Below are 23,432 nucleotides of genomic sequence, written 5' to 3' on the forward strand. Positions count from 1 at the left end.
CCATGAACGCTGCCAGTCCTTCCGCCACCCCTCCCGCGAAGCTGGCGACCGCGATGGCGGCCCGGCGCACCCCTGAACAGGTGCGTGCGCGCCGCAAGTTGCTGTGGCGGGAGATGCTCACCAGCCTGTGGGCCCCGCTGTGCATCGTCGCGCTGGTGCTGTTCCCGTACACGGTGCTCATCGAGTTCGTGCCCACGGCGGCCGCCTGGGCCCAGCCCGCGATGAAGGGGCTGGGGGTGCTGATGGTGGCGTACTTCGTGGCGCTGCTGGTGTGGCGCAACGTGTCGCCCCGCGAGAAGCAGCTCCGCCGGATGAGGCACGAGGCGCATGAGCTCATCTCCGAGAACGAGCGCATCCTCCAGAAGCCGCAGGTGCGCGAGAAGGTCTCCCCGCTGGTGGCCGAGCAGATCACCGACCAGGCGTTGAAGGTGGAGTCGGCCTCGGCCGAAGGGGACATGGAGCGGCTGCCCCGCGAGGTGAAGGCGCTCGACGCGCTCACCGCCCAGCACCTGGGGGCGTTCCGCAAGGAGTCCCCCATGGATTTCGTGGGCGGCTTCGTGAAGATGTTGCTGGTCGCCCTGGTGTTCCGGACGTTCATCGTGGAGCCGTACCGGATTCCCTCCGGCTCCATGCTGCCCACGCTCCAGATTGGTGATCAGGTCTTCATCAACAAGTTCATCTACGGCGTGCGCGTCCCCTTCGCGAACGTGGTGCCGTTCGTCATCGTCCGGCCTCCGGGGCGCGGCGACGTCGTCGTCTTCAACAACCCCGTCAACGAGGCCACCGACTACATCAAGCGCGTGGTGGGCGTGCCGGGTGACACGGTGGAGATGTTCGACGGCGTGGTCCACATCAACGGCCAGCCGCAGATTCGAGAGAGCATCAACCCCGAGTACATCGTCAACAACATCACCGACGACGGGCGGTGGTTCGACCAGCAGGAAGCGCTGTACCGGGAGGACCTGAGCGGCGTGACGCACAGCGTGCTCCAGACGCCCACGCGGATGCCCCGGCACGAGGGCCCCTACGTGGTGCCCGAGGGGCACGTCTTCGTCATGGGCGACAACCGCGACAACAGCTCCGACAGCCGCCACGGCCTGGGCATCACCGGCTACGGCAAGACGGAGTTCGTCCCCTACGGCCACATCAAGGGCAAGGCGATGGTGGTGTGGCTGTCGCTGGGCTACCACGGCCTGCTGCATGGCCTGTTCGGTGGCACGGGCCTTCGCCTGGACCGCTTCTTCGAGCCCGTACGCTGACCCACACCCGAGGGGCAGGCGGGCCGGCGCGCCTCGGACGGTGCTTGACGCGCCGCACGGCCCGGGGTACGCGGCGGCCCCGGCCATGAGACACCTCCTTGGAATCGAAGGCTGGCGCCGGGACGAGCTCGAAGCGGTGCTCGACAGGGCGCGCGCGCACCTGCCTGGTGGTCCAGACGTCACCCACACCCTGCGCGGCAAGGTGGTCGCCAACCTCTTCTTCGAGGACTCCACCCGCACCCGCACCTCGTTCCACATGGCCGCCCGAGGCCTGGGCGCCGGCGTCCTGAACTGGAGCCCCTCCGGTTCGTCCACGTCGAAGGGCGAGACGCTGCTGGACACCGCCCGCAACATCGAGGCGACGGGGCCGGTGGCCATCGTCATGCGCCACCGCTCGTCCGGCGCGCCCCATCTGGTGGCGAAGCACGTCCGCTGCGCCGTCATCAACGCCGGGGACGGCACGCACGAGCACCCCTCCCAGGCCCTCCTGGACGCCTTCACCTTGCGCCAGCACTGGGGCAGCCTGGACGGCCGCACGGTGCTCATCGTCGGCGACATCCTCCACAGCCGCGTGGCCCGCTCCAACCTCTGGTGCCTGAAGGCCCTGGGCGCGCGGGTGGTCTTCTGTGGCCCTCCCACGCTGGTGCCCCCGGGCCTGGAGTCGCTGGGCGCGGAGGTGACGCACAACCTGGACGCGGCGCTGCCTCACGCGGACGCGGTGATGTGCCTGCGCCTGCAGATGGAGCGCATGGGCGAGGCGTTCCTGCCCTCGACGAAGGAGTACTCGCGCCTGTTCGGCCTCACCCCCGCACGCGAGGAGCGGATGAAGGCGGGCGCGCTGGTGATGCACCCGGGCCCCATCAACCGCGGCCTGGAGCTGGCGCCCTCGGTGGCGGACGGGCCTCGCAGCGTCATCCTGGAGCAGGTTTCCAACGGCGTCGCCGTGCGGCGGGCCATCCTCGAGGTGTGCGCGTCATGAGCTCCACGGTGCTTTTCCGCAGAGGGCGCGTCATCGACCCGCGCAACGGCGTCGATGGAGTCCGCGACGTCCTGGTGCGCGACGGCAAGGTGGCGGAGGTCTCCGACGCGCCGCTCCCCGTGCCCCCAGGCGCGGAGGTGGTGGAGGCCGAAGGGCGCTGGGTGCTGCCGGGCTTCATCGACCTGCACGTCCACCTGCGCGAGCCGGGCGAGGAGGGGAAGGAGACCGTCCTCACGGGCTGCCGCGCCGCCGTGGCGGGAGGCTTCACCGCCGTCGTCGCCATGCCCAACACCAAGGTCGTCAACGACAGCGGGCTCGTCACGGAGCTGGTGCTGTCGCGCGCTCGCGCCGCCGGCCTGTGCCACGTGTACCCCGCGGGTGCGATTACCAAGGGCCTCAAGGGCGAGGAGCTGGCGGAGACGGGCGAGCTGGTGTCCTCCGGCTGTGTCGCCATCACCGATGACGGCCGCCCGGTGATGAACGCGGCGCTGATGCGGCGCGCGCTCCAGTACGCCACGCTCTTCGGCGTGCCCGTCATGGTCCACGAGGAGGACCTGACGCTGTCCGCTGGGGGCGCCATGCACGAGGGCGTCACCGCCACGCGCCTGGGCCTGCGCGGCATCCCCGCCTCCGCGGAGGTGGCCATGGTGGCGCGTGACCTGGTGCTGCTCGAGGAGACGAAGGGCCGGCTGCACATCGCCCACGTGTCCTGCGAGGGCAGCGTGCGCCTCATCCGCGAGGCCAAGCGCCGGGGTCTGCTCGTCACGGCCGAGGCCACTCCACACCACGTCATCCTGGATGACCGGGCGGTGGGGGACTACGACACCCACGCGAAGATGGCGCCGCCCCTGCGCGCGGACCGGGACGTGGAGGCGCTGCGCGAGGCGCTGGTGGATGGCACGGTGGACGCCATCGCCACGGACCACGCGCCCCATGGCGTCCTGGACAAGCAGGTCGAGTTCGAGAAGGGCATCAACGGAATCGTCGGGCTGGAGACGGCCCTGGGGCTGACGCTGGAGCTGGTGCACTCGGGGCTGTTGGACGCGAAGCGGGCCGTGGAGTTGTTGACGCACGGTCCGGCGAAGGCGTTCGGCCTGCCGGGCGGTCACCTGGCTCCCGGGGCCCCGGCGGACATCACCGTGGTGGACCCTTCGGAGGAGTGGACGGTGGATGCCCACCGGTTCTATTCCCGCAGCCGGAATACGCCCTTCCATGGCCGTAAGCAGAAGGGCCGCGTGGTGCAGACCTGGGTTTCTGGCCGGAAGGTGTTCTCCGACGGCCAGGTGAAGGAGTCACGGTAATGACGAAGCGGGCAGTGCTCGCCCTGGCGGATGGCACCACCTTCGAGGGCCGTGCCTTTGGCTCGGTCGGCGAGACGGTGGGTGAGGTGGTCTTCAACACGTCCATGTACGGCTACCAGGAGATCCTCACGGACCCCTCGTACGTCGGGCAGATCCTCACCATGACGTACCCGGAGATGGGCAACGTCGGCGTGACGCCGGAGGACGAAGAGGCCGGCAAGCCGCACGCGGTGGGCATGGTGGTGCGCGCCCTCGCGAGCCAGCCGTCCAACTGGCGCTCGCGCGAGTCGCTGGATGCGTACCTCAAGCGCCACAACGTCGCCGGAATCGAAGGCCTGGACACCCGCCGCCTGGTGCGCCACCTGCGCACCCACGGCGCGCAGATGGGCGTCATCTCCAGCGAGGGCCTGTCCCCGGCCGCCCTGTCGGAGCGGGCTCGCACCGCCCACGGCATGGAGGGCCTGGACCTGGCCAGCGGCGTGTCGGTGAAGACGCCGTACACGTTCACCGCGCCCTCGCCGGATGTCTTCACCGGCCTTGGCGAGGCCCACCCGCAGGGTGACCCGCGCTTCGACGTGGTCGCCTACGACTACGGCCTCAAGAAGTCGATGCTCCACTTCCTGGTCGACGTGGGCTGCCGCGTGACGGTGGTGCCGTCCCACACCACGGCGGAGGAAGTCCTGGCCCGCAAGCCCCACGGCGTCTTCCTGGCCAACGGCCCCGGAGACCCGGCGGCGGTGAAGGGCGCGGACCGCACCGTGGCGGCGCTCCTGGGCAAGGTGCCGGTGTTCGGCATCTGCCTGGGGCATCAAATCATGGCCCTGGCGCTGGGCGGCCGGACGTACAAGATGAAGTTCGGCCACCGGGGCGGCAACCAGCCCGTGAAGGACCTGACGACGGGCAAGGTGGAGATCACCGCGCAGAACCACGGCTTCGCCGTGGACGACGCCAGCCTCAAGGGCAAGGCCGTCGTCACGCACATCAACCTCAACGACGGCACGGTGGAGGGCCTGGCCGTCCCGGACGCTCGGGCCTTCAGCGTGCAGTACCACCCCGAGGCCTCTCCCGGCCCGCATGACGCACGCTATCTCTTCGGCCGCTTCGCGAAGCTGATGGCGGGGTAGGATGACCGACTCTCTATGGACTCCCCGCTGTCACCGCTCTCCTACCAGCCGTACCTGGACCAGCTCATCGCCTTCGGCAGCGTGGAGTCGCGGAAGGCGGACCTGCTCGAAGCCAAGGCGGAGTACTTCCGCCTGACGGGCGAGGTCTTCGAGGACGACAAGCTCTTCGAGCTGCGCATGGCGTCGTTCCTCGACTACTACCTCTACGACCGCGTCTCGCCGGGCACGGGCAAGACGCCGGCCGTGGAGTTCTACGAGCAGCGCCTGGCGAACACTCCGCCCGAGGAGGCCAACGCCTTCCGGAGCTTCACGGAGACGGTCCACGGCATCTTCGAGGTGCGCAAGCTGGGCAAGGGGCTGGTGCGCCTGCGGGACATGTACTCGGGCAAGGACTTCGACGTGACGGAGCGGCGCAACATCGCCGGGCTGGAGACGGGCGACATCCTGGAGGCCCGCCTCATCCCCTTCGGTGGCCATCTCCTGTTCTCCTCCGCCTTCTGCTACCACCCGCGCGCCGCGGTGAAGTCCATCAAGGCCGAGGTGAAGCGCCGCAAGAAGAAGGAGCCGGAGCGCACCTCCAACGAACTGGTGTGGGAGTGCGCCCGCCGTGCCCTCAACATGGAGCGCTACCGTCAGCTCGCCGTCGAGAAGATCTACGACTTCGAGCAGAAGGTGCTCTGAGCGGAGCGACGACGTCCACCGCGCTCACACGCGGTGGATGCTCATCAGATTGGTGTTGCCTGGCACGTTGAGCGGCACGCCGGCCACCACGACGACGGGCGTTCCCTCCTTGCAGATGCCCTCGCGCAGGCACAGCTTGCGCACCTGCTGCAGCATGGCGTCCGTGGACTTCACGCGAGGGACCTGGAGGCCCGTCACGCCCCAATACAGCGCCATGCGGTTCACCGCGGACTCGTTCGGCGTGAGGGCGATGATGCGCGCGTGGGGGCGGAACTCGGAGATGAGGCGCGCGGTGTGGCCGCTCTCCGTGTACGCGACAATCGTCTGGATGTTGAGCTGCCCGGACGCCGCCACCGCCGCCGCCGCGACGCCCGTGCCCAAATCCTCCGAGCGCTCGAAGGGCGAGTGGTGCTGGTGGCGCACCACGCCGCGCTCCGTCTCCTCGACGATGCGGGCCATGGTGGACGCCGCGTCGATGGGGTAGCGCCCCGCGGCCGTCTCGCCCGACAGCATCACCGCGTCCGCGCCGTCCAGAATCGCGTTGGCCACGTCCGACACCTCCGCGCGGGTGGGGCGCGGGTTGTTGACCATGCTCTCCAGCATCTCCGTGGCGACGATGACCAGGCCACCCATCTGGTTCACCACCCGCACCATCCGCTTCTGGATGGCGGGCAGTTGCTCCAGCGGCATCTCCACGCCCAGGTCTCCCCGCGCCACCATGATGCCGTCGGACGCGCGGGCAATCGCGTCGAGCTGGTCCACGGCCTGGGGCTTCTCAATCTTGGCGATGAGGGGCGTCTTGTTCTTTGCCACATGCTTGCGCGCGCGGTGGACGTCGTCCGCCGAGCGCACGAAGGACAGCGCCACGTAGTCCACGCCCACCTCCTGGCCGAACGCCAGGTCCACCTCGTCCTTGGGCGTAATCGTGGGCACGGACATGGGCGAGCCCGGCAGGTTCAGCCCCTTGTGGTCCTTGAGCAGGCCGCCGATCTCCACCTCGCAGAGGACGTCCTGGCCCGTCACCTTGCGCACGCGCAGGCGCACCCGGCCGTCGTCCAGGAGGATGGCCTCGCCGGGTGCCACGTCCTTCGTCAGCGACTTGATGGGGGTGGGGATGATGGAGCCCTGGCCCATGACGGCGCGCGTCGTCACCGTCACGCGCTGCCCGGCCTGCACCGTGAGCTGTCCACCCTCGAACTTTCCGAGGCGGATCTTGGGGCCCTGGATGTCCTGGAGGATGGCGACAGGCAGCTTCAGCCGCTTGGACGCCTTGCGGATGAGGGCCACCCGCTGACGGTGCTCGTCGTGCGTGCCGTGCGAGAAGTTCAACCGCGCCACGTTCATCCCCGCGCGGATGAGGCCCTCAATCGTCTCCAGCGTGCTCGATGCGGGACCCAGGGTGCAGATGATCTTCGCCTTGCGCATATGCGCGCGCATCCTAGGCGGCGGGGTGCGTGGCTTGACAGCCTCGCGCCCGGGAGACTAACTCTTTGCCCCAGGCGCGGCGCTGACCTCCGGGTTGGCCCCGCGCCCGCGTCTTCAAGAAGTGCTCGATGTTCGAGAGAGAAAGCCCGGCTTCCCAGGGAGGGGGGGCCGGGCTTTCTCGTGCTTGTCGTCGGGCCTGCTCGCCCCCGACTCGAGGACTAGAGGTCGATCTTCTTGCCGCTGCCCTGGGGCGCGCCGAGCGGCGGGTGACCGGGCGGAAGCGCGTCCGTGTCCATTTCGATGGGCGGGTGGCCAGGCGAGGGCAGCCCAGGCGGAGGCATCACCTCGGGCTCCTCCATGAGGCCACCGGGGCCACTGCCACCCACGCCGGGGCCCCCCTTCTGGAGGGACTCAATCTCCTCGCGGCTGATGCCGGCCAGGGTGAGGACCTTTCGAGTGACGCGGATGCGCGCATGGCTGGTGAGGGCCATGGCGATGGAGTCCGACGGCCGGGCCTCCAGCGTCATCTTCTTCGCGCCCTGCTCCAGGAAGACGCGCCCCGAGTAGACGTTGTCGCGCAGGTCATCGATGCGGACCTCCGTCACCTTGGCGCCGAGCTGGTCGACGACGTCGTCCAGCAGGTCTTGAGCGAGCGGCTGGGGTGGCTCGCGCTCCGCCAGCCGGAAGGCGATGGAGACGGCGGAGGCCTCATCCACGAAGACGGGGAGGACCACCTGCTTGTCCTTGGTGGTGAGCACGACGGCGTGCGTCTGGGCCTCCACCAGCGGGACGACGTCCTGCACCTCGAGCTCCACGAGCTCATCGCAGGCCTTGGGGTCGCCTCCGTGCTCGGTGATGCACGGCTCCCCGGAGGCCTCCGGAAGGGTTGCCGCGACGGCCCCCGGAGCGCTGAAGGCGGGGAGCATCAGGACCCCCCCGAGCGCCAGCAACAGCGCCGACAGGGGGGCGAAGAAGAAAGTGGCGCGGTTGGGTGTTCTCACACCCTGAAACTACGCACCCGCCACCCTGTCGGGAGGGCAGCGGTTCAGCCAGGTTGCCCTGGACGGCGGGAAACGCCCGCCCGGAGGGCAAGGGAGCGGACGTCAGGGACGCTCGTCCTCATCCTCGTCGTCGTAGTCCTCGTCGTCCTCGACGTCCTCGTCTTCATCCTCGTCGAGGTCGTCGTCCTCGTCCTCGGACTCCTCATCCTCTTCTTCGTCCTCGTCGTCGATGGTGTCCGCGACGTCCTCCGACTCCAGCGTCATGGAGACGGCGAACTTCTTGTCGAGCACGGCGATCTGCGCGCGCATCTCCGAGAGCGCGGCGACGAAGTCCTCCGAGAGATTCGCGGGCGCTTTCGCGTCGCAGTGGGGACAGACGATCTTCTCCGTCCCCTCGATGAGGTCTTGAACGTCAAGCTCGAAGCTTGCCTCGCACTTCTGGCAGGTGAAGTCGATGCTCATGGTCGGGCGCGGCATACAAAGCCATCCAACCAGCTGTCAACGTCCGCGAATCGGGGACGTGGTGGGGACGCCCCTACATCCGCTAACCTTCGTCGGATGGACCTTCCGAAGACGATGGTGCATGCCCTCCATGACCGGGCCTCGCAGCAGGAACATCGGCCGGCCCTCTGGACACGACGGGGACGCTCCTATGTCCCCACCTCCTGGTTCGACTACGCCCAGCGGGTCAAACGCTTCGCCTTGGGCCTGAGGACGCTCGGCTATGGGGAGGGCCAGCCCCTGGGCATCATCAGCTTCAACCGCGAGGAGTGGCACGTCGCGGACCTGGCCGCCATGGCGCTGGGAGGCGTGCCGGTAGGTCTCTACACCACCAGCGCGGTGGACCAGCTCGAGTACATCCTGGGCCACTGTGAGGCCACCGTCCTCGTGGTGGAGAACGAGAAGCACCTGCGCACGGGCCTGGCCCTGCGCGAGCGGCTGCCCAAGCTGCGCCACATCATCATCCTGGATGCCCCCTCCACGCCGCTGCCGGAGGGCGTCCTGCGCTACGCGGACGTCCTGGAGAAGGGCACCGGGGTGGATGACAAGCCCTACTGGGACAGCGTCAACGCGCTGAAGCCGGAGGCCCTGGGCACCCTCATCTACACCTCCGGGACGACGGGCCACCCCAAGGGGGTGATGCTCAGCCACTACAACCTCGCCTGGACGACCCGGCAGCTCATCACCGCGGTGGACTTCAAGCACAAGAGTGACTCGGTCATCATCTCCTACCTGCCGTTGTCCCACATCGCCGAGCAGGTCATCTCCCTGCACTGCCCGCTGATGCTGGGCATCCAGGTGTACTTCGCGGACTCGGTGGAGGCGATGCCGGCGAACCTGAAGGACGTGCGGCCCACGTTCTTCTTCGGCGTGCCCCGCGTGTGGGAGAAGTTCAAGGCCAAGGCGGACGAAGGGCTGCGCTCCCAGCCGCCCATGAAGCGCCGCATCGTCTCCTGGGCCCGGGGCGTCGCCTCGGAGCTGCACGCGCGCGCCCAGCGCCACGAGCGCATCCCCGTGTTGCTGGAGGCCCAGTACAAGTTGGCCCAGCGGCTGGTGTTCGAGCCGCTCAAGACGCGCATCGGCATGGAGCGGGTGGACTTCTTCGCCACGGCGGCGGCGCCCATCGGCCGGGACGTGCTGGAGTTCTTCGCCTCCATCGACATGTTCATCCACGAGGTGTGGGGCATGACGGAGGTGGCGGGCCCAGGCACGGTGAACACGCGCGAGGCCGCCCACCTGGGCACCGTGGGACGTCCCCTCATCGGCGTGGAGGTGCGCATCGCCGAGGACGGAGAGATTCTCGTCAAGGGCGGCAACGTCTGCATGGGCTACTACAAGAACCCGGAGGCCACCCAGGAGCTGCTGGAGGGCGGGTGGCTGCACACCGGGGACGTGGGCCAGCTCGACGGCGAGGGCTACCTCCACATCACCGGCCGCAAGAAGGAGATCATCGTCACCTCCGGCGGGAAGAAGACGGCGCCTGGCAACATCGAGGAACTCCTCAAGTCCCTGCCCGGCGTCGGCCACGCGGTGGTGATAGGGGAGCGGCGCAACTACCTGGTGGCCCTGCTGGCGCTGGACGTGGAGAGGTGCCGCGCCCTGGCCCAGGAGAAGGGCTGGCCCGCGGACCTCAAGACGCTCTCCCAGGACGCCCGCCTGCGCCAGCTCCTCCAGGAGGGGTTGGACCGGGACATCAACCCGAAGCTCTCCCGCTTCGAGACGATCAAACGCTTCGTCGTCCTGGAGACGGACCTCACCGTGGACGCGGGGGATTTGACGCCCACCCTGAAGGTCCGCCGCAAGGCCGTGGAGCAGAAGCACGCCGCGCTCATCGAGTCGATGTACACCGAGGCCGGCGGCGCGGCCCAGACGGGCTGAAGCGGGGCGGTGCGGGCGACTCCGGAGCTCTTGGGGCTCCGGCGCCTCGGGGCCTTCTGGAAGCCCGCAACGGGAAAGGGGCGGGGAACCTCGCGGTCCCTCGCCCCTTCTCACGTCATCCCTGGAGGGACGCGCCGACTACTTCGCGGCGCGCTTGTCCATGGCGATGTAGTCGCGGCGCTTCTGGCCCGTGTAGATCTGACGGGGACGCGCGATTTTCTGCTCGGAGTCGAGGACCATCTCCTCCCACTGCGCGCACCAGCCCACCGTGCGGGGAATGGCGAAGAGGACGGGGAACATCTCCGCCTGGAAGCCCATCGCCTCGTAGATGAGGCCGGAGTAGAAGTCGACGTTGGGGTAGAGCTTGCGCTTGACGAAGTAGTCGTCCTGCAGCGCGATGCGCTCCAGCTCCACGGCCAGCTCCAGCAGCGGGTTCTTGCCCGTCACCTCGAAGACCTCGTCGGCCACGCGCTTGATGACCTTGGCGCGCGGATCGTAGGACTTGTAGACGCGGTGGCCGAAGCCCATCAGCTTCTTCTCGCCCTCGCCGCTCTTCACCGACTTGATGAAGTCCGGGACCTTGGAGATGTGGCCGATCTCGCGGAGCATGCGCAGCACCGCCTCGTTGGCGCCGCCGTGCAGCGGGCCGTAGAGGGCGCCGATGCCGGCCGTGACGGCCGAGTACGGGTCCACTTCCGACGAGCCCACCGTGCGCACGGAGGTGGTGGAGCAGTTCTGCTCGTGGTCGGCGTGGAGGATGAAGAGCACGTCCAGCGCGCGCTCCAGCACGGGGTGGACCTTGTAGGTCGCGGTGCCGACGCGCTTCACCATCGCCAGGAAGTTGGCGACGTAGGACAGGTCATTGTCCGGGTAGATGTAGGGCAGCCCCATCAGGTGCCGGTAGGAGAACGCGGCGATGGTGGGCATCTTGGCGATGAGCCGGGTGATCTGGATGCGGCGGCTCTGCTCGTCCTTGGTGTACTTCGCCTCCGGGTAGAAGCTGGACAGTGCCGCCACGGTGGAGCCCAGCACGGACATGGGATGCGCGTCGTAGCGGAACCCGTCCATGAAGGACTTCACGTTCTCGTGCACGTACGTGTGGTGCGTGACGAGGTGGACGAAGTTGTCCAGTTCCTTCGGGGTCGGCAGCTCACCATTCAGCAGGAGGTAGGCGACCTCCAGGTAGCTGGACTTCTCGGCCAGCTGCTCGATGGGGTAGCCGCGGTACTCCAGGATGCCTTTGTCACCATCGATGAAGGTGATGGCGCTCTTACAGTTCGCGGTGTTGAGGAACGCCGGATCGTAGCCCATGAGGCCGAAGTCGTCGTCCGCGACCTTGATCTGTCGGAGGGCGTTGGTGCGAATACAGCCGTTCTCGACCGGGACCTCGTACGTCTTGCCGGTCCGATTGTCGGTGATCGTCAGCGTGTCCTTGGGCATGGGCGGAGATTTCACAGGGCGCGGATCGCTTTCAACAAAAAAGAACGATGAGTCGGATGGGGAGACACTGATGCTTCCTACAGCTGCTCGGAAATACGCGCTCCCGAGCGGGACAGCTGCCGCCAGAAGCCGGGGAAACTCTTCTCGACACAATCAGGACCCGTGAGGACAAGGGTCGCTCCAGACAGCACGCTGAGTGTCGCGGCCGTCATCGCCAGGCGGTGGTCCCCCCGGCTGTCCATCTCGAAGCGGGCAGGAGGGGCCACGGGAGGCGTCAGGTGGAGGATTTCCCCCTGGAGCTCCGTGGTGCCCCCGTAGGCCTTCACGAGGTCTCGGATACCTTCCAACCGGTCGCTTTCTTTGAGACGGAGAATTCCGACGTCCGTCAGCGTGGAGGGCGCGGGGAGTACACAGGCGAGCGCCGCCAGGGTGGGTAGCAGGTCCGGGCACTCCTTTCCTGAAGCCCGCAGGCCTCCGGCGGGACGACCCGTCACCTTCAGGGTGTGTGCTGGACCCGTGGGAGTGGTGCCCAGGCCCACCTGCTCGATGAGGCGGAGGATGGCCTGGTCCGGATGGGCGCTCGCGGGGTCGGCTCGCTCCACCGTGCCGCCGGCCTTCCATGCGACGAGCAGGAGATAGCCTAATGAGGACCAGTCCCCGGGCAGGGAGGGGACGCTCGGCGGGGGCGTGTAGCCGGAGAGGGTGTAGCGCGATTCGGACTTCTGGACCTCGAAGCCGAACCGTTCCAGCCACGTCAGCGTGAGCTCCAGGTAGCCGGCGCTCGTCAGCGTCCCTTCGATTTCGACGCTCCATGCGCGGTGCTCCCGGAGGAACAGCGCGGCGCAGCCCAGGAGGAGGCTGGAGGCGTACTGGCTGCTCTGGTCGCCGGGCACCCGGAAGACGGGCGACACCTTCGAGGTGTCCGTGGGCGCGGCGAGCTCCACCGGCCAGGGGCTCCCCTCGGTGAGGGTGAGGCCTGCGGGGCCGAGCGCGTCCTTCAGCGAGGTGAAGAGCGGGCCATGGGGACGCTCGCCCAGGCGGGGTGTGCCGGTGAGGCTCACGCGCGCGCCCGGAGTCACCGCGACCTGGGTGGCGAGGATGCGGAAGGGGGCGCCACCGTCCGCGCAGTCCACGGCCCGCACGGGCCCGGGCGGCAGGCGCAGGGCTTCCACGCCCCGGCGCAGCACGCGCACGTCGGCGGGGAGGTCCTCGTCCGACTCGGCCTGGACGGAGGGCAGGGGCCAGGCGCCGGTGAGGTGACCGAGCACCAGGGCGCGCTGCGCGTCCGACTTGGAGACGGGCGGGGTGAGCGGGGAGGCGACGAGGCCGCTCGGGTCCAGGAGGATTCGACGGGTGCTCTGGCTCACGGGCGTACCGCCTTCGTCCACGCCGGCCACAGCTCGCGCCACGTGCTGGCCGCTACGTCGCGGACCTCGGTGGCGCCAATGGCGGTCAGCAGCACCATGCGCAGCTCGCCCCGCGCTCCCGCCTTCTTGTCGGCGTCGAGCAGCGTGGCGATGTCCTTGAGCGACGCGGGGCGCAGGAGGGCGGCGATTCGCTCTCTATCGAGGACACCCGGGCCGTCGATGAGGGCGCGCTCGGCCTCGGCGGCCACGGCCTCGGGGGTGACGCCCAGGTGGCGACCCACGTCCAGGGCCAGGAGGATGCCCAAACCCACGGCGTCACCGTGGGACAACTTGAAGTGGGACACGCTCTCCAGCACGTGGCCGAAGGTGTGGCCGAAGTTGAGCACCCGGCGCAGACCCTTGTGCTCGTACGGGTCCTGCTCGCAGACGCTCTCCTTGAGGGCGCGCGCGTCCTTCACCAGCTTCTCGAGCGCGGGAGGCTTGCGCAGGTAGCGGCGGAAGAGCGCGGCATCCAGGCTGATGATCATCTTCCACGCCTCGAGCGAGCCCTCGCGAACCTGGGTCGGCGACAGCGTGGCGAACAGCTCCGGGCAGATCCACGACTCCTCGGCGTAGTGGAAGACGCCGGCGGGGTTCTTCACCACGCGGCCCTTCACGGTGAGGTCCACCGCGCCCTTGCCACCCAGGCTGCTGTCGACGGCGGCGAGCAGCGTGGTGGGGACCTGCACCAACCTCACGCCGCGCTTGAGCAGGTGCGCGGCGACGGTGGACACGTCGCCCACGGTGCCTCCGCCCACGGCGAGCAGCGTGCCGGAGCGCGGCAGGGACAGGCCCCCGGCGAGCACCCTCTCCAGGGCCTTGAAGCTCTTCGCGCTCTCTCCGCCCACGAGCTGGACGATGGCGCGGGGGTTCTGCGCCTCCAGCGCGGGGATGAGTCCCGGGTGCAGGCGGGCCACGGTGCGGTCCACGACCGCGAGGCTGCCTTCGGGGAGGCGTTTGGCGAGTCGGGAAAACGGACCCCAGCGGTCGTTGGGAGGACGGTAGGCGCCGGGAGGGTAGGGGCTCATAGGGTGTTGGGGCGTGCGTTCATCTGTTGGACGAGGTCCGCGATGACCAGGGACACCATGGACTCCAGCACCGGAACGGCGCGGGGCATGATGCACGGATCGTGACGGCCACCCTTCGCGTGGTCCGCCAGCGTCGCTGGGGGTTTGAAGAAAGCGCGGACCTGGAGCGGCTCACCGTTGGTGAGTCCCCCCTGGATGCCGCCGTAGACGTCCTTGACCGAATGGAACTGGGTGCCCGGCTGGCCGATTCGCTTGAGCAGATCCGGCGGGCCCCAGACGACACCGGTGATGGCGCCCACGCTGCCGAGCGCCTGCGCGATGAGCGCCTTGATCTTCCCGAAGATGGGCTCGCCCAGTCCCACGGGCAGGCCCTCCACGCGGATGTCGATGGAGCCGCCGAGGCTGTCCCCGGCCTCCTTCGCGGCGAGGATGCGGCGGGACATCTCCTCGCGGACGGCCTCGTCGGGGCAGCGCGTGGGGTGCGCGTCCACCATGGCGCGCGTAAGGCCCGGCGCGGGCACGGAGGCGATGAGGTCACCGACCTGGGACACGTACGCGACGGTGCGCACGGTGGGCATGTCCCGCTCCAGGTACGCCTCCGCGATGGTGCCGCCGATGACGCGGCAGAGCGTCTCGCGTCCGCTGGTGCGGCCACCGCCGCGGTGGTCGCGGTGCTTGTAGCGCTCGCGCCACACGGCGTCAGCGTGGCCGGGTCGGTCCACCTGCTTGAGCTGCTCGTAGTCGCCCGAGCGCTGGTTCGTGTTGCGCACCATGGCGGCGATGGGCGTGCCGAGCGTCTTGTCTTCGAAGACGCCGGAGAGGATTTCGACCCGGTCCGGCTCGTTGCGAGGAGTGACAAGGGCGGACTGGCCGGGGCGGCGCCGGTCCAACGCGGCCTGGAGGCGCTCTTGCGTGAGGGGCACGCCCGCGGGGCAGCCATCCACCACCGCGCCGAGCGCGGGGCCGTGGCTCTCACCAAAGGTCGTCAGACGGAAGAGGACTCCGAAGGTGTTCATGTCGCGGTCTCCCAAAGCTGTCGCTGCCGCCGGGCCTGCGCGACGAACCACGCCGCACCCAGCAGGACCGGGGTGCCGCCGCGCCGCGTAATCTCCGCCGCGATGCGTCGGCCCGGTGCACCGTATGCGATCACCGCGACGCGTGCTCGCTCGAATCGCAGGGAATCCGGCGGCTCGACCTGGACCGGCCACGTCCAGACACCCGCCCCGGTGAGGGGGGCCTGGATGTCTGCCCGGCGGAGGATGCGCAGGGCTTCACCGCGCTCGGCCGCCACGGTGCGCAGCGCGGACGTGGCGCCTCCGTCCCCGAGGACGAAGACCTCCTTCGAGCCCAGGCGCTCCAGTACCATCCGGGCGCCCTCGGTGTCGGTGTTGAAGGACTCCCAGCGGTTGCCTCGGCGGACCAGGGTGTTGATGGCGTCCAGCGACGAGCCGGTGTGCAGGGCCAGCGGCTTCTTGAACGGGCTGGTGACAGCGAAGCCCGCGTAGTGGGGCAGGAGCGAGTCCAGGAGCGCCTCGACGGGGCCGCCCTCGGGGATGTCGATGCGGTCGAACGGTTGACGATGGATGCGCGGCGAGCGCGAGTGGGCGATGGACATCCCGAAGATGCCCAGCCGCAGCGGAGCGGGAATCGTGGTGCGGTCCGCGCCGCGCCACTCCCGGACGACATCGTCGAGGAGTCGCTGACCCGGCGCCGCGGCCCAGGAGCCACCAGCGGCCACATAGTCGAGCACGTTGTTCCGGGCGAGCACGGCCCGCGCGGGCAGCGCCACCGTGCCCATTCCGAGCACCGTGACACGCGTCACGCCGAACCGCTCCGCCATCCGACGCTGGGTCTCCAGCAGTGTGCCGAGATGGTCCGGATGGGCCATGGGCTCCACGTGTTTCACCAGCGCGTCGGGGGGCACCGCGCGCTCCCACAGGCGCAGCGCTTCGTCGGTGGTGAGCTGCCGGTCCGCGTGGTGCGACGCGAGCAGCTTGCCGGAGGGCGCGTCGAGCGAGCCCTGGTGCCCGGTGGCGTCCATCAAGTCCCGGTCCACGCGCCACGCGGCGGAGAGCCAGGACGGGGGCAGCGGCTTGCCACGCTCGGAGACGAGCAGCGGGAGGACGGTCGCGAGCGCCGCCGGGTCCACGGCCTCCGGGGCGTGCAGGTCGGTGCGAATCTCCAGCACGTCGGCGCCGCGACGCTGGCACTCCCGGGCGAAGTGCACGGCGTCGGTGCCGAGCAGGGTGGGAGGCAGCGTCACGACACGCCGGGCGGGCGTCACGGGGACTCCTCGAGGTGGAGGCAGCCCCGGAGGAAGTCCACCAGGGCGACGGTGGGAACGCGGGCATGCAGGGCCTCGCGCTCATGGAAGACGGAGGAGAGCTCCTCCTCCAGGGAGAGGGCCGGACGCAGCCGGGGGCGGGTCCGGTCCGTGAGGAGCCGCTCGCGGTAGGTCTCGAACGTCACCGGGATGAGCAGGGTGAACATCCCCGCCAGCGCGTCCGGATGGTGCGAGAGGAAGCCGCCACCCACCGCCACGAGGGTTCCAGCGGGAAGCTCCAGGAGCGCGCGGCGCTCGGCGGCGCGGAACTCCGTGGGCGCCTCCGCGACCCACTTGCGCAGCGGGCGTCGGTGGACCTGCTCCAGGTGGGCGTCCAGGTCCAGCCCCCGCCGCTCCAGCAGCCCGCCGACGCGGGGGAGCAGCGTGGACTTGCCCGCGCTGCGGTGGCCACACAGCACCACCGTCTGGCCCGCGTCCGGGCGGGGCGTGGGCCCCGGACGCGCGACGGCTTCTCTCAGGGTCGGCGCGAGCCGGGGATCCACTGAGTTGAGGACATGCTCGACGAGTCTTCTGCGGCCTTCAGCGGACGGTGCCGACATACACGTTCGCCGTACCGAACGTCAGCGGATGCGCGCTTCGCTCCGCATAGGCGCCGGACTGGTCCATCAGCGACAGGAAACGATCTCCAGCGGGGAAGGCCGCCGACGTGCGGGGCAGGTACTCATAGGCCGCGCGGTTGCCGGTGAGCAGGCCGCCAATGGCCGGCATCACCGTCTTGCTGTAGAAGCGGAAGAGCGCTCCGAAGGCACCCTGGGGCTGGCCGAACTCCAGCACCACCACCCGGCCGCCCGGCTTCACCACGCGCCCCATCTCGCTGAGGCACTTCACCGGGTCATCCACGTTGCGGATGCCGAAGGCGATGGAGGCCACGTCGAAGCTGTTGTCCGCGAAGGGCAGGGCCATCGCGTCGGCGACCTGGAAGTCCACCTGGAGGCCCGCCTTGGCCGCCTTCGAGGGGGCGCTCTCCAGCATCTCCGGGCAGAAGTCCGTGCCCACGACGCGGCCGTTGCTCCCCACCTTCCGCTTGAAGACGAGCGCGAGGTCACCCGTGCCGGAGGCGCAGTCGAGGACGCTGTCGCCTTCCTTGGCCCGGCTCAGGCGCACGGCCGTGCGGCGCCACAGGCGGTGGATGCCGAACGACAGGACCTCGTTCGTCACGTCGTACCGCGTGGCGATGGAGGAGAACATCTGACGGACTTCGGTACTCATCGCGCCCTCACGACCTGGGCCGGACTCTCCGGCCTCCAAAGGTGTCGGCCCACCGCGTCTAGCACGGCTGGCAGTCGCTGCATCAACGTTTGAAAGCGCTCCGGCGTCAGGGCCTGCGCCCCGTCGCACAGCGCCTGCTCCGGCTTCGCATGGACTTCAATCAACAACCCATCCGCCCCCGCCGCCGCCGCCGCCAGCGACATGGGGAGGATGAGCTCCACCTGTCCCGTCGCATGGGAGGGGTCGACGATAACGGGCAGGTGCGTGCGCTGCTTGGCCCAGGCGACGGCCGCCAGGTCCAGCGTGTTGCGCATCTCCGTCTCGAACGTCCGGATGCCTCGCTCGCACAGCAGCACCTGCTCGTTGCCGCCCTCGAGGATGTACTCCGCCGCCAGCAGCCACTCCTGCACCGTGGCGGACAGCCCCCGCTTCAGCAGCACCGGGCGGCGAATCTTTCCCAGCGCGCGCAGCAGGGAGAAGTTCTGCATGTTCCGCGCGCCGACCTGGAGGATGTCCGCGGACTCCGCCATGAAGGGAATCTGCGCGGTCTCCATCACTTCACTGATGATGGGCAGCCCGTGCCGGCGTCCGGTGTCGGCCAGCAACTGAAGCCCCGGCTCCCCCATGCCCTGAAATGCGTAGGGGCTGGTGCGAGGCTTGAACACGCCACCGCGGAGGACATGCGCACCCGCCTGAGCCACGGCGGCGGCGGTCCGCTCCACCTGCTCCACACCCTCCACGGCGCAGGGGCCAGCCATGACGACGAACCCCGGGCCGCCTACCTCCACGGTCCCCGCGCGGACACGCGTGCCCTCGGGACGGAATGCCCGGAGAACTCGCCGCGCACCCGTGTCCTTCCCGGCGTTTACCGGCACGGATTCGTCTGGCTGCTTGCCTCCCACGAGCCCTCCCATCCACCGAGTTCAAGAGGTTTTGAACTCCTTGGTGCATGTATAGCCGAGATGGCTTAGAAGACAACCGAAGGTGATTTCAGGGCAGTCGCGGATGAGGACCGCTGATGAAGACGCTCAATCCCGTTGAGGGCCAGCGCTGGGTGGCCGGAATGATGCCCCTGGCGGCGGTGGATCCACTCTCCGGAGCGGATTCGCTGGGCGTTCCCACCGTGTATTGGGAGCGGCCCCTGGAGCGGGAAGCGGCGGCGGGGTGGGGTGAGGCGGCGGTGGTGGTGGCGTCGGAGTCCGGGCAGGTGCCCGCGGTCCTGAACTCGCTGGCCGCGACGTCGCTGCGCTGGTTGGGAGAGGTGCCCGACGACCTTCCGGGTCCCTGGTTCGGCGGGATTCGCTTCGGTGCGACGGGCCTTCCCGACGAGGCCTGGGCGGCGCACGGCGTGGCGCGCTGGACGCTGCCGGAAGTCCTGGTGTGGCGCACCGCGAACGGCCTGGCCGTGGCGGCCTTCGCGCCCGAGGGACGGGGCGGTGAGGACGCGGTGCGCTCGCGACTGGAGCGGGTGCGCGCGCGCTTCTCGGACGCCTATCGACATGCGCGGGGAGGCGAGGTCTCGCTGTCCTTGACGTCGTCGCGTCCGGAGTTCGAGGCGCGGGTGGAGCGGGCGCTGGAAGCCATTGCTTCGGGACAGCTCCAGAAGGTGGTACTGGCGCGCGCCGTGGACGTGGAGGGGCCGGCGCCCTTCGACGTGGTGGACGTGCTGGCGCGGCTGCGGGAGCAGAACCCTCGCTGCGCCACCTTCTTGTTTCGAGCGCCGGACGGGACGTGCTTCCTGGGCGCGACGCCGGAGACGCTGTGTCGGGTGGAGGGGCGGGTGCTGGAGACGGAGGCGCTCGCGGGGACGGCCGCGCCGCATCTGGCCGAGGGGTTGCGCGGCCAGGACAAGGACGTGCGCGAGCACGAGGCCGTGGTGCGCTACATCCTCGCGACGGTGCGGGGCCTGGCCACCGACGACGTGCGGGCTGATGCGGAGCCGCAGTTGCTGGCGTTGAAGAACGTGGTGCACCTGCGGACGGGCATCCGCGCGGAGCTGCGCGAGGGTGTGTCGGCGGCGCAGGTGGTGGGGGCGCTGCATCCCACGCCCGCGGTGGGTGGGACGCCTCGCGAGCGAGCGCTGTCGTTCCTGGTGGAGCATGAGGGGCTGGACAGGGGCTGGTATGCGGGGCCGGTCGGTTGGATGGGGCCGGGGCGTGCGCACCTGATGGTGGGGTTGCGCTCGGCGCGCGTACGGGGCTCGAGGGCCCGGCTGTTCGTGGGTTGCGGAATCGTGGCCGGCTCCATCGCGGAGGCGGAGTGGCGGGAGACGGAGATGAAGAGTCTGGCCGTGTTGCGTGCGTTGGGAGGCGGGGATGTCGGGCGACAGTAATCTCAACCTGCTGTGGGCTCGCGCGCTCGTGGAGGAGCTGGTTCGCGGTGGCGCGCGGCACGCCGTGGTGTGCCCGGGCTCGCGCTCCTCGCCGCTGGCGCTGGCGTGTGCTCGCGCGGAGGGCCTGCGCACCTGGTCCATCATCGACGAGCGCGGCGCGGCCTTCTTCGGGCTGGGGCTCGCGAAGCAGTCCCGCGCGCCGGTGATTCTCGTCGCGACGAGCGGCACGGCGGGCGCGCACTTCTATCCCGCGGTCATCGAGGCCTCGCTGTCGCAGGTGCCGCTGGTGGTACTGACGGCGGACCGGCCACTGGAGCTGCAGGGCTGGGGTGCGGCGCAGACGGTGCCCCAGGCGCACTTCTATGGCGCGCACGCGCGCAGCTTCACGGACGTGGGCGTCCCCGAGGCCAGTGACGTCGCGTTGATCCACCTGCGCGCCACCGCCGCGCGGGCCGTGGCCACCGCGCTGCGCATGCCGCGTGGTGCCGTGCAGCTCAACGTGCCCTTCCGCGAGCCGCTCGCGCCGGTGACCGAGGCCTTCGGCGAGGAGCACCTGTCCAAGCTGTCGAAGGCGGGCCGCGCGGGTGCGCCGCTCACGCGAATCGTGCCGCCGATGCAAGTGCCGGACGCGGCGGTGCTGGAGTCCGTCCGTCAGCGCATCGCAGCGACGGAGCGGGGTGTCATCGTCTGTGGACCGCGCGACGAGGCGGACGGGTTCGCCGACGCCATCTCCGCGCTGTCCCAGGCGACGGGCTACCCGGTGCTCGCCGAGGCGACGTCGCAGGCGCGCTATGGCGGTGGGCCGCTCACGCTCTCGTACTACGACGCGCTGTTGCGCCATGCGCCCTTCGCCAAGACGCACCGGCCGGAGCTGGTGCTGCGCTTCGGTGGCGGGCTGACGCCCAAGTCGCCGCAGCAGTGGCTGGAGGCGTCGGGCTCGGACGTCGTCCTCTTCAGTGATGGGGGCGCGTTGTTCGACCCCACGCATCGCGCGTCGACGGTGGTGGAGGGCTCGGCGGTGTCGGCCTGCGCGGCGCTGGCGAAGGGACAGACCCGAGGCCCGGGACGGTGGGCGCAGGGCTTCCTCGCGGCGGAGCGACTGGCGCGAGGCGCGCTCGAGGCCGCGTTCGCCGAGCGACCCGAACTGCTCAGTGAGCCGCGCATCGCCCGCGAGGTGGTGGCCGCGCTTCCGGCGGGTGCTCCGCTGTTCGTCTCCAGCAGCATGCCCATCCGCGACGTGGACGCGTTCGCGCCGGCGGGTCCGGTGCCTCTCAGGGTGCTGGCCAACCGTGGGGCGAATGGCATCGACGGCATCATCTCCAGCGCGCTGGGCATGGCCGCCGCGGCCTCGCGTCCCGCCGTGCTGCTCACCGGCGACCTGGCGCTGCTTCACGACGTGGGCGCCTTCGTCACGGCGTCGCGTTCGCGCGTTCCGCTGACGGTGGTCGCCGTGAACAACGACGGCGGTGGCATCTTCTCGTTCCTGCCCATCGCGCAGGCGGCGAAGCCAGACGAGTTCGAGACGTTGTTCGGCACCCCGCACGGGGTGGACCTGTCGCATGCGGCGGCGCTCGGCGGGGCGCGGCTGCACCGGCCGACGACTCCCACCGCGCTGCGGTCGGCGGTACGTGAAGGACTCGAAGGCGGCCTGCACCTCGTGGAGGTTCGCGTGGACCGGGCCGCGAACGTGGATGACCATCGGCAGCTCTTCGCGAGGATGGCCGCCGCACTGGGAGACGGACCATGGGCGTGACACTGGCCTGCGAGACATGGGGAGAAGGCTCCCGGCCCCTCGTGCTGCTGCACGGCTTCACCGGCAACCGGGCTTCGTTCAACGGACTGCGTCCGCTGCTGGGCCGCTCAGTGCGAGCCATCGCGGTGGACCTGCCGGGGCATGGCGCCACGCCATTGCCCACGCGACAGGGCCGCGACGGCTTCCTGGAGACGGTGGACGCGCTGGTCGCCCTGGTCGACTCGCTGGGCGCGGGCACGGTGGACCTGCTCGGTTATTCGCAGGGCGCGCGGGTGGCGCTGGCCGCGGCCGTGCGCGCACCAGACCGGTTCGGTCGGCTCATCATGGAGAGCGGTTCACCGGGCCTGCATCGACGACAGGAGCGGTCCGCGCGACGTGAGGCGGACGCGCGGCTCGCGGCCTTCATCCGTGCGCGAGGCGTGGACGCCTTCGTGGAGCGCTGGGAGGCGCTGCCCATGTTCGACGGGCTGCGAGCCATGCCCGAGGATCGCCGGGACACGCTGCGCGCGCACCGTCGCGCTTGCACCGTGGAGGGGCTCGCCGGGGCGCTGGAGTGCCTGGGGCTCGGAGTGCAACCGGATTACTGGTCGGAGCTGCATCACCAGCGGCTGCCCACGTTGCTGCTCACGGGCGCGCGGGACGAGAAGTTCACGCAGACGGCGCGCAAGATGGCGACGGAGCTTCCGGTGGTGTGGCGCCATGCCTTCTCGGATTGCGGCCACGCGCCACACCTGGAGGCGCCCGAGGACTACTCCCGAGAGGTGCTGGGGTTCCTCCAGACGCCCTGGTACGAGGCGCCCCAGTTCGAGGCCGCCACTCCGACGGCGAGCCCTGGGAGGGTGAACCCGTGAGTACGTCCGTGCCGGGAGCTCCGGTGGCCATGGTGAAGCCTCGGCCCACGGTGAAGACGTGGTTGATGGCGGTCCGCCCCAAGACGCTGACGGCGGCGCTGGTGCCGGTGCTGGTGGGGACGACGCTCGCGTTCGGTCTGGGCGTGGGGCGCATCGTCCCGGCGCTGGCGGCGCTCTTGGGCGCGGTGCTCATCCAGATCGGCACCAACTTCATCAACGACTACTACGACTTCAAGAAGGGCGCGGACACGCACGAGCGGCTCGGGCCGGTGCGAGTCACGCAGAGCGGGCTCATCGCGCCGGGCACGGTGCTGCTGGGCGCGGCGATCTGCTTCGGCCTGGCGACGGCGGTGGGGGCGTACCTCGTGGCGGTGGGCGGCTGGCCCATCGTCGCGATTGGCCTCGCGTCTCTCCTCTGTGGCTACGCGTACACGGGCGGGCCGTTCCCCCTGGGTTACAACGGCCTGGGCGACCTCTTCGTCTTCATCTTCTTCGGGCTCGTCGCGGTGACGGGGACCTTCTACGTGCAGGCCGGCACGGTGCATGCGGCGGCGTGGTGGGCGGCCATCCCCGTGGGCGCGAGCGGCACCATGCTCATCGTCGTCAACAACCTGCGGGACGTCACCACGGACGTGAAGGCGGGCAAGCGCACACTGGCGGTGCGCTGGGGGACGACGGCGGGCAAGGCCGAGTACGTGCTGCTGCTCGTGGCTTCGTTCGCCACGCCGGTGGCGATGTTCGCGCTGGGACTCGCGGGACCCTGGGTCTTTCTCTCATTCTTGAGTGCGCCCCTCGTCGTGCCGCCGCTGAAGCGGGTGCTGCGAGAGCAGGGGGCCGCGCTGAACCCGGCGCTGGGCGGGACGGCGCGCTTCCAACTCTTCTTCGGTTTGCTGTTCGGCGTGGGCCTGTACCTGCGATGA

21 protein-coding genes are annotated in these 23,432 nt (G+C 69.8%); 10 read left to right on the forward strand and 11 right to left on the reverse strand.

The annotated features are described in order from the left end of the window. Positions 1-2 precede the first annotated feature (2 nt). The 5 genes from lepB to G4D83_RS23085 all read left to right on the forward strand — a co-directional run bounded on the left by lepB (position 3) and on the right by G4D83_RS23085 (position 5,344). Positions 3-1,259 (forward strand): signal peptidase I, encoded by a 1,257-nt coding sequence (lepB, locus tag G4D83_RS23065; protein ID WP_163866966.1) that lies wholly within the window; start codon positions 3-5, stop codon positions 1,257-1,259. 85 nt (positions 1,260-1,344) lie between these two features. Next, the gene (locus tag G4D83_RS23070; protein WP_163866967.1) at positions 1,345-2,238 is read left to right on the forward strand and encodes an aspartate carbamoyltransferase catalytic subunit; all 894 of its coding nucleotides are present in this window, start codon (positions 1,345-1,347) and stop codon (positions 2,236-2,238) included. Then, positions 2,235-3,539 (forward strand): dihydroorotase, encoded by a 1,305-nt coding sequence (locus G4D83_RS23075; protein ID WP_163866968.1) that lies wholly within the window; start codon positions 2,235-2,237, stop codon positions 3,537-3,539. The genes G4D83_RS23070 and G4D83_RS23075 overlap by 4 nt, the downstream gene beginning before the upstream one ends. Next, positions 3,539-4,663, forward strand: coding sequence for a glutamine-hydrolyzing carbamoyl-phosphate synthase small subunit (carA, locus tag G4D83_RS23080; protein WP_163866969.1), 1,125 nt, complete (start codon positions 3,539-3,541; stop codon positions 4,661-4,663). Before G4D83_RS23075 ends, carA begins: the two co-directional genes overlap by 1 nt. Positions 4,664-4,678: 15 nt before the next feature. Next, positions 4,679-5,344 carry a DUF7986 domain-containing protein gene (locus G4D83_RS23085; protein WP_163866970.1) on the forward strand — a complete coding sequence of 222 codons (666 nt, stop codon included), beginning with the start codon at positions 4,679-4,681 and terminating at the stop codon, positions 5,342-5,344. A 24-nt stretch (positions 5,345-5,368) separates the two neighbouring features. Here G4D83_RS23085 and pyk read toward each other — a convergent pair whose 3' ends face one another. The 3 genes from pyk to G4D83_RS23100 all read right to left on the reverse strand — a co-directional run bounded on the left by pyk (position 5,369) and on the right by G4D83_RS23100 (position 8,247). Beyond that, entirely contained in the window at positions 5,369-6,769 is a 1,401-nt protein-coding gene (gene pyk / locus G4D83_RS23090) for a pyruvate kinase (protein WP_163866971.1), read from the reverse strand. 218 nt (positions 6,770-6,987) lie between these two features. Beyond that, entirely contained in the window at positions 6,988-7,695 is a 708-nt protein-coding gene (locus G4D83_RS23095; RefSeq protein ID WP_163867080.1) for a bifunctional nuclease family protein, read from the reverse strand. A 177-nt stretch (positions 7,696-7,872) separates the two neighbouring features. Further along, entirely contained in the window at positions 7,873-8,247 is a 375-nt protein-coding gene (locus G4D83_RS23100) for a hypothetical protein (protein WP_163866972.1), read from the reverse strand. An 81-nt stretch (positions 8,248-8,328) separates the two neighbouring features. Between G4D83_RS23100 and G4D83_RS23105 the strand changes: the two genes are divergently transcribed. Next, on the forward strand, positions 8,329-10,149 hold the full coding sequence (locus G4D83_RS23105) for an AMP-dependent synthetase/ligase (RefSeq protein ID WP_205522696.1): 1,821 nt from the start codon (positions 8,329-8,331) through the stop codon (positions 10,147-10,149). Between the two features lie 138 nt (positions 10,150-10,287). On the opposite strand, the gene G4D83_RS23110 is transcribed toward G4D83_RS23105, so the two are convergent. The 8 genes from G4D83_RS23110 to aroF all read right to left on the reverse strand — a co-directional run bounded on the left by G4D83_RS23110 (position 10,288) and on the right by aroF (position 18,490). Continuing rightward, positions 10,288-11,589: a citrate synthase gene (locus G4D83_RS23110; RefSeq protein ID WP_163866973.1), complete on the reverse strand. Its 1,302-nt coding sequence runs from the start codon at positions 11,587-11,589 to the stop codon at positions 10,288-10,290. A 77-nt stretch (positions 11,590-11,666) separates the two neighbouring features. Beyond that, complete coding sequence (locus tag G4D83_RS23115) at positions 11,667-12,956, reverse strand: 3-phosphoshikimate 1-carboxyvinyltransferase (RefSeq protein WP_240356511.1); 1,290 nt, start codon at positions 12,954-12,956, stop codon at positions 11,667-11,669. Continuing rightward, positions 12,953-14,023 carry a 3-dehydroquinate synthase gene (locus G4D83_RS23120; protein ID WP_163866974.1) on the reverse strand — a complete coding sequence of 357 codons (1,071 nt, stop codon included), beginning with the start codon at positions 14,021-14,023 and terminating at the stop codon, positions 12,953-12,955. The genes G4D83_RS23115 and G4D83_RS23120 overlap by 4 nt, the downstream gene beginning before the upstream one ends. Then, positions 14,020-15,039: a chorismate synthase gene (aroC, locus tag G4D83_RS23125; protein ID WP_163866975.1), complete on the reverse strand. Its 1,020-nt coding sequence runs from the start codon at positions 15,037-15,039 to the stop codon at positions 14,020-14,022. Before aroC ends, G4D83_RS23120 begins: the two co-directional genes overlap by 4 nt. Then, a complete protein-coding gene (locus tag G4D83_RS23130; RefSeq protein ID WP_163866976.1) occupies positions 15,036-16,307 on the reverse strand; it encodes a shikimate dehydrogenase in 1,272 nt (423 codons plus the stop codon). Before G4D83_RS23130 ends, aroC begins: the two co-directional genes overlap by 4 nt. Continuing rightward, positions 16,304-16,849 carry a shikimate kinase gene (locus G4D83_RS23135; protein ID WP_240356512.1) on the reverse strand — a complete coding sequence of 182 codons (546 nt, stop codon included), beginning with the start codon at positions 16,847-16,849 and terminating at the stop codon, positions 16,304-16,306. Before G4D83_RS23135 ends, G4D83_RS23130 begins: the two co-directional genes overlap by 4 nt. Positions 16,850-16,886: 37 nt before the next feature. Further along, positions 16,887-17,576 carry a bifunctional demethylmenaquinone methyltransferase/2-methoxy-6-polyprenyl-1,4-benzoquinol methylase UbiE gene (gene ubiE, locus G4D83_RS23140; RefSeq protein WP_163866978.1) on the reverse strand — a complete coding sequence of 230 codons (690 nt, stop codon included), beginning with the start codon at positions 17,574-17,576 and terminating at the stop codon, positions 16,887-16,889. After that, positions 17,573-18,490 carry a 3-deoxy-7-phosphoheptulonate synthase gene (gene aroF / locus G4D83_RS23145; protein WP_163866979.1) on the reverse strand — a complete coding sequence of 306 codons (918 nt, stop codon included), beginning with the start codon at positions 18,488-18,490 and terminating at the stop codon, positions 17,573-17,575. Before aroF ends, ubiE begins: the two co-directional genes overlap by 4 nt. A gap of 104 nt (positions 18,491-18,594) precedes the next feature. On the opposite strand from aroF, the gene G4D83_RS23150 reads away from it, so the two are divergent. From G4D83_RS23150 to G4D83_RS23165, 4 genes are read left to right on the forward strand one after another with little or no spacing between them, the layout of a single operon-like run. Continuing rightward, the gene (locus G4D83_RS23150) at positions 18,595-19,908 is read left to right on the forward strand and encodes an isochorismate synthase (protein ID WP_163866980.1); all 1,314 of its coding nucleotides are present in this window, start codon (positions 18,595-18,597) and stop codon (positions 19,906-19,908) included. Beyond that, on the forward strand, positions 19,892-21,661 hold the full coding sequence (gene menD, locus G4D83_RS23155) for a 2-succinyl-5-enolpyruvyl-6-hydroxy-3-cyclohexene-1-carboxylic-acid synthase (protein ID WP_163866981.1): 1,770 nt from the start codon (positions 19,892-19,894) through the stop codon (positions 21,659-21,661). The genes G4D83_RS23150 and menD overlap by 17 nt, the downstream gene beginning before the upstream one ends. Beyond that, positions 21,652-22,512, forward strand: a complete 861-nt coding sequence (gene menH / locus G4D83_RS23160; RefSeq protein ID WP_163866982.1) for a 2-succinyl-6-hydroxy-2,4-cyclohexadiene-1-carboxylate synthase — start codon at positions 21,652-21,654, stop codon at positions 22,510-22,512. The genes menD and menH overlap by 10 nt, the downstream gene beginning before the upstream one ends. Next, positions 22,509-23,432, forward strand: coding sequence for a 1,4-dihydroxy-2-naphthoate polyprenyltransferase (locus G4D83_RS23165; protein ID WP_163866983.1), 924 nt, complete (start codon positions 22,509-22,511; stop codon positions 23,430-23,432). The genes menH and G4D83_RS23165 overlap by 4 nt, the downstream gene beginning before the upstream one ends.

Source organism: Myxococcus eversor (assembly GCF_010894455.1).
GTDB lineage: Bacteria > Myxococcota > Myxococcia > Myxococcales > Myxococcaceae > Myxococcus > Myxococcus eversor.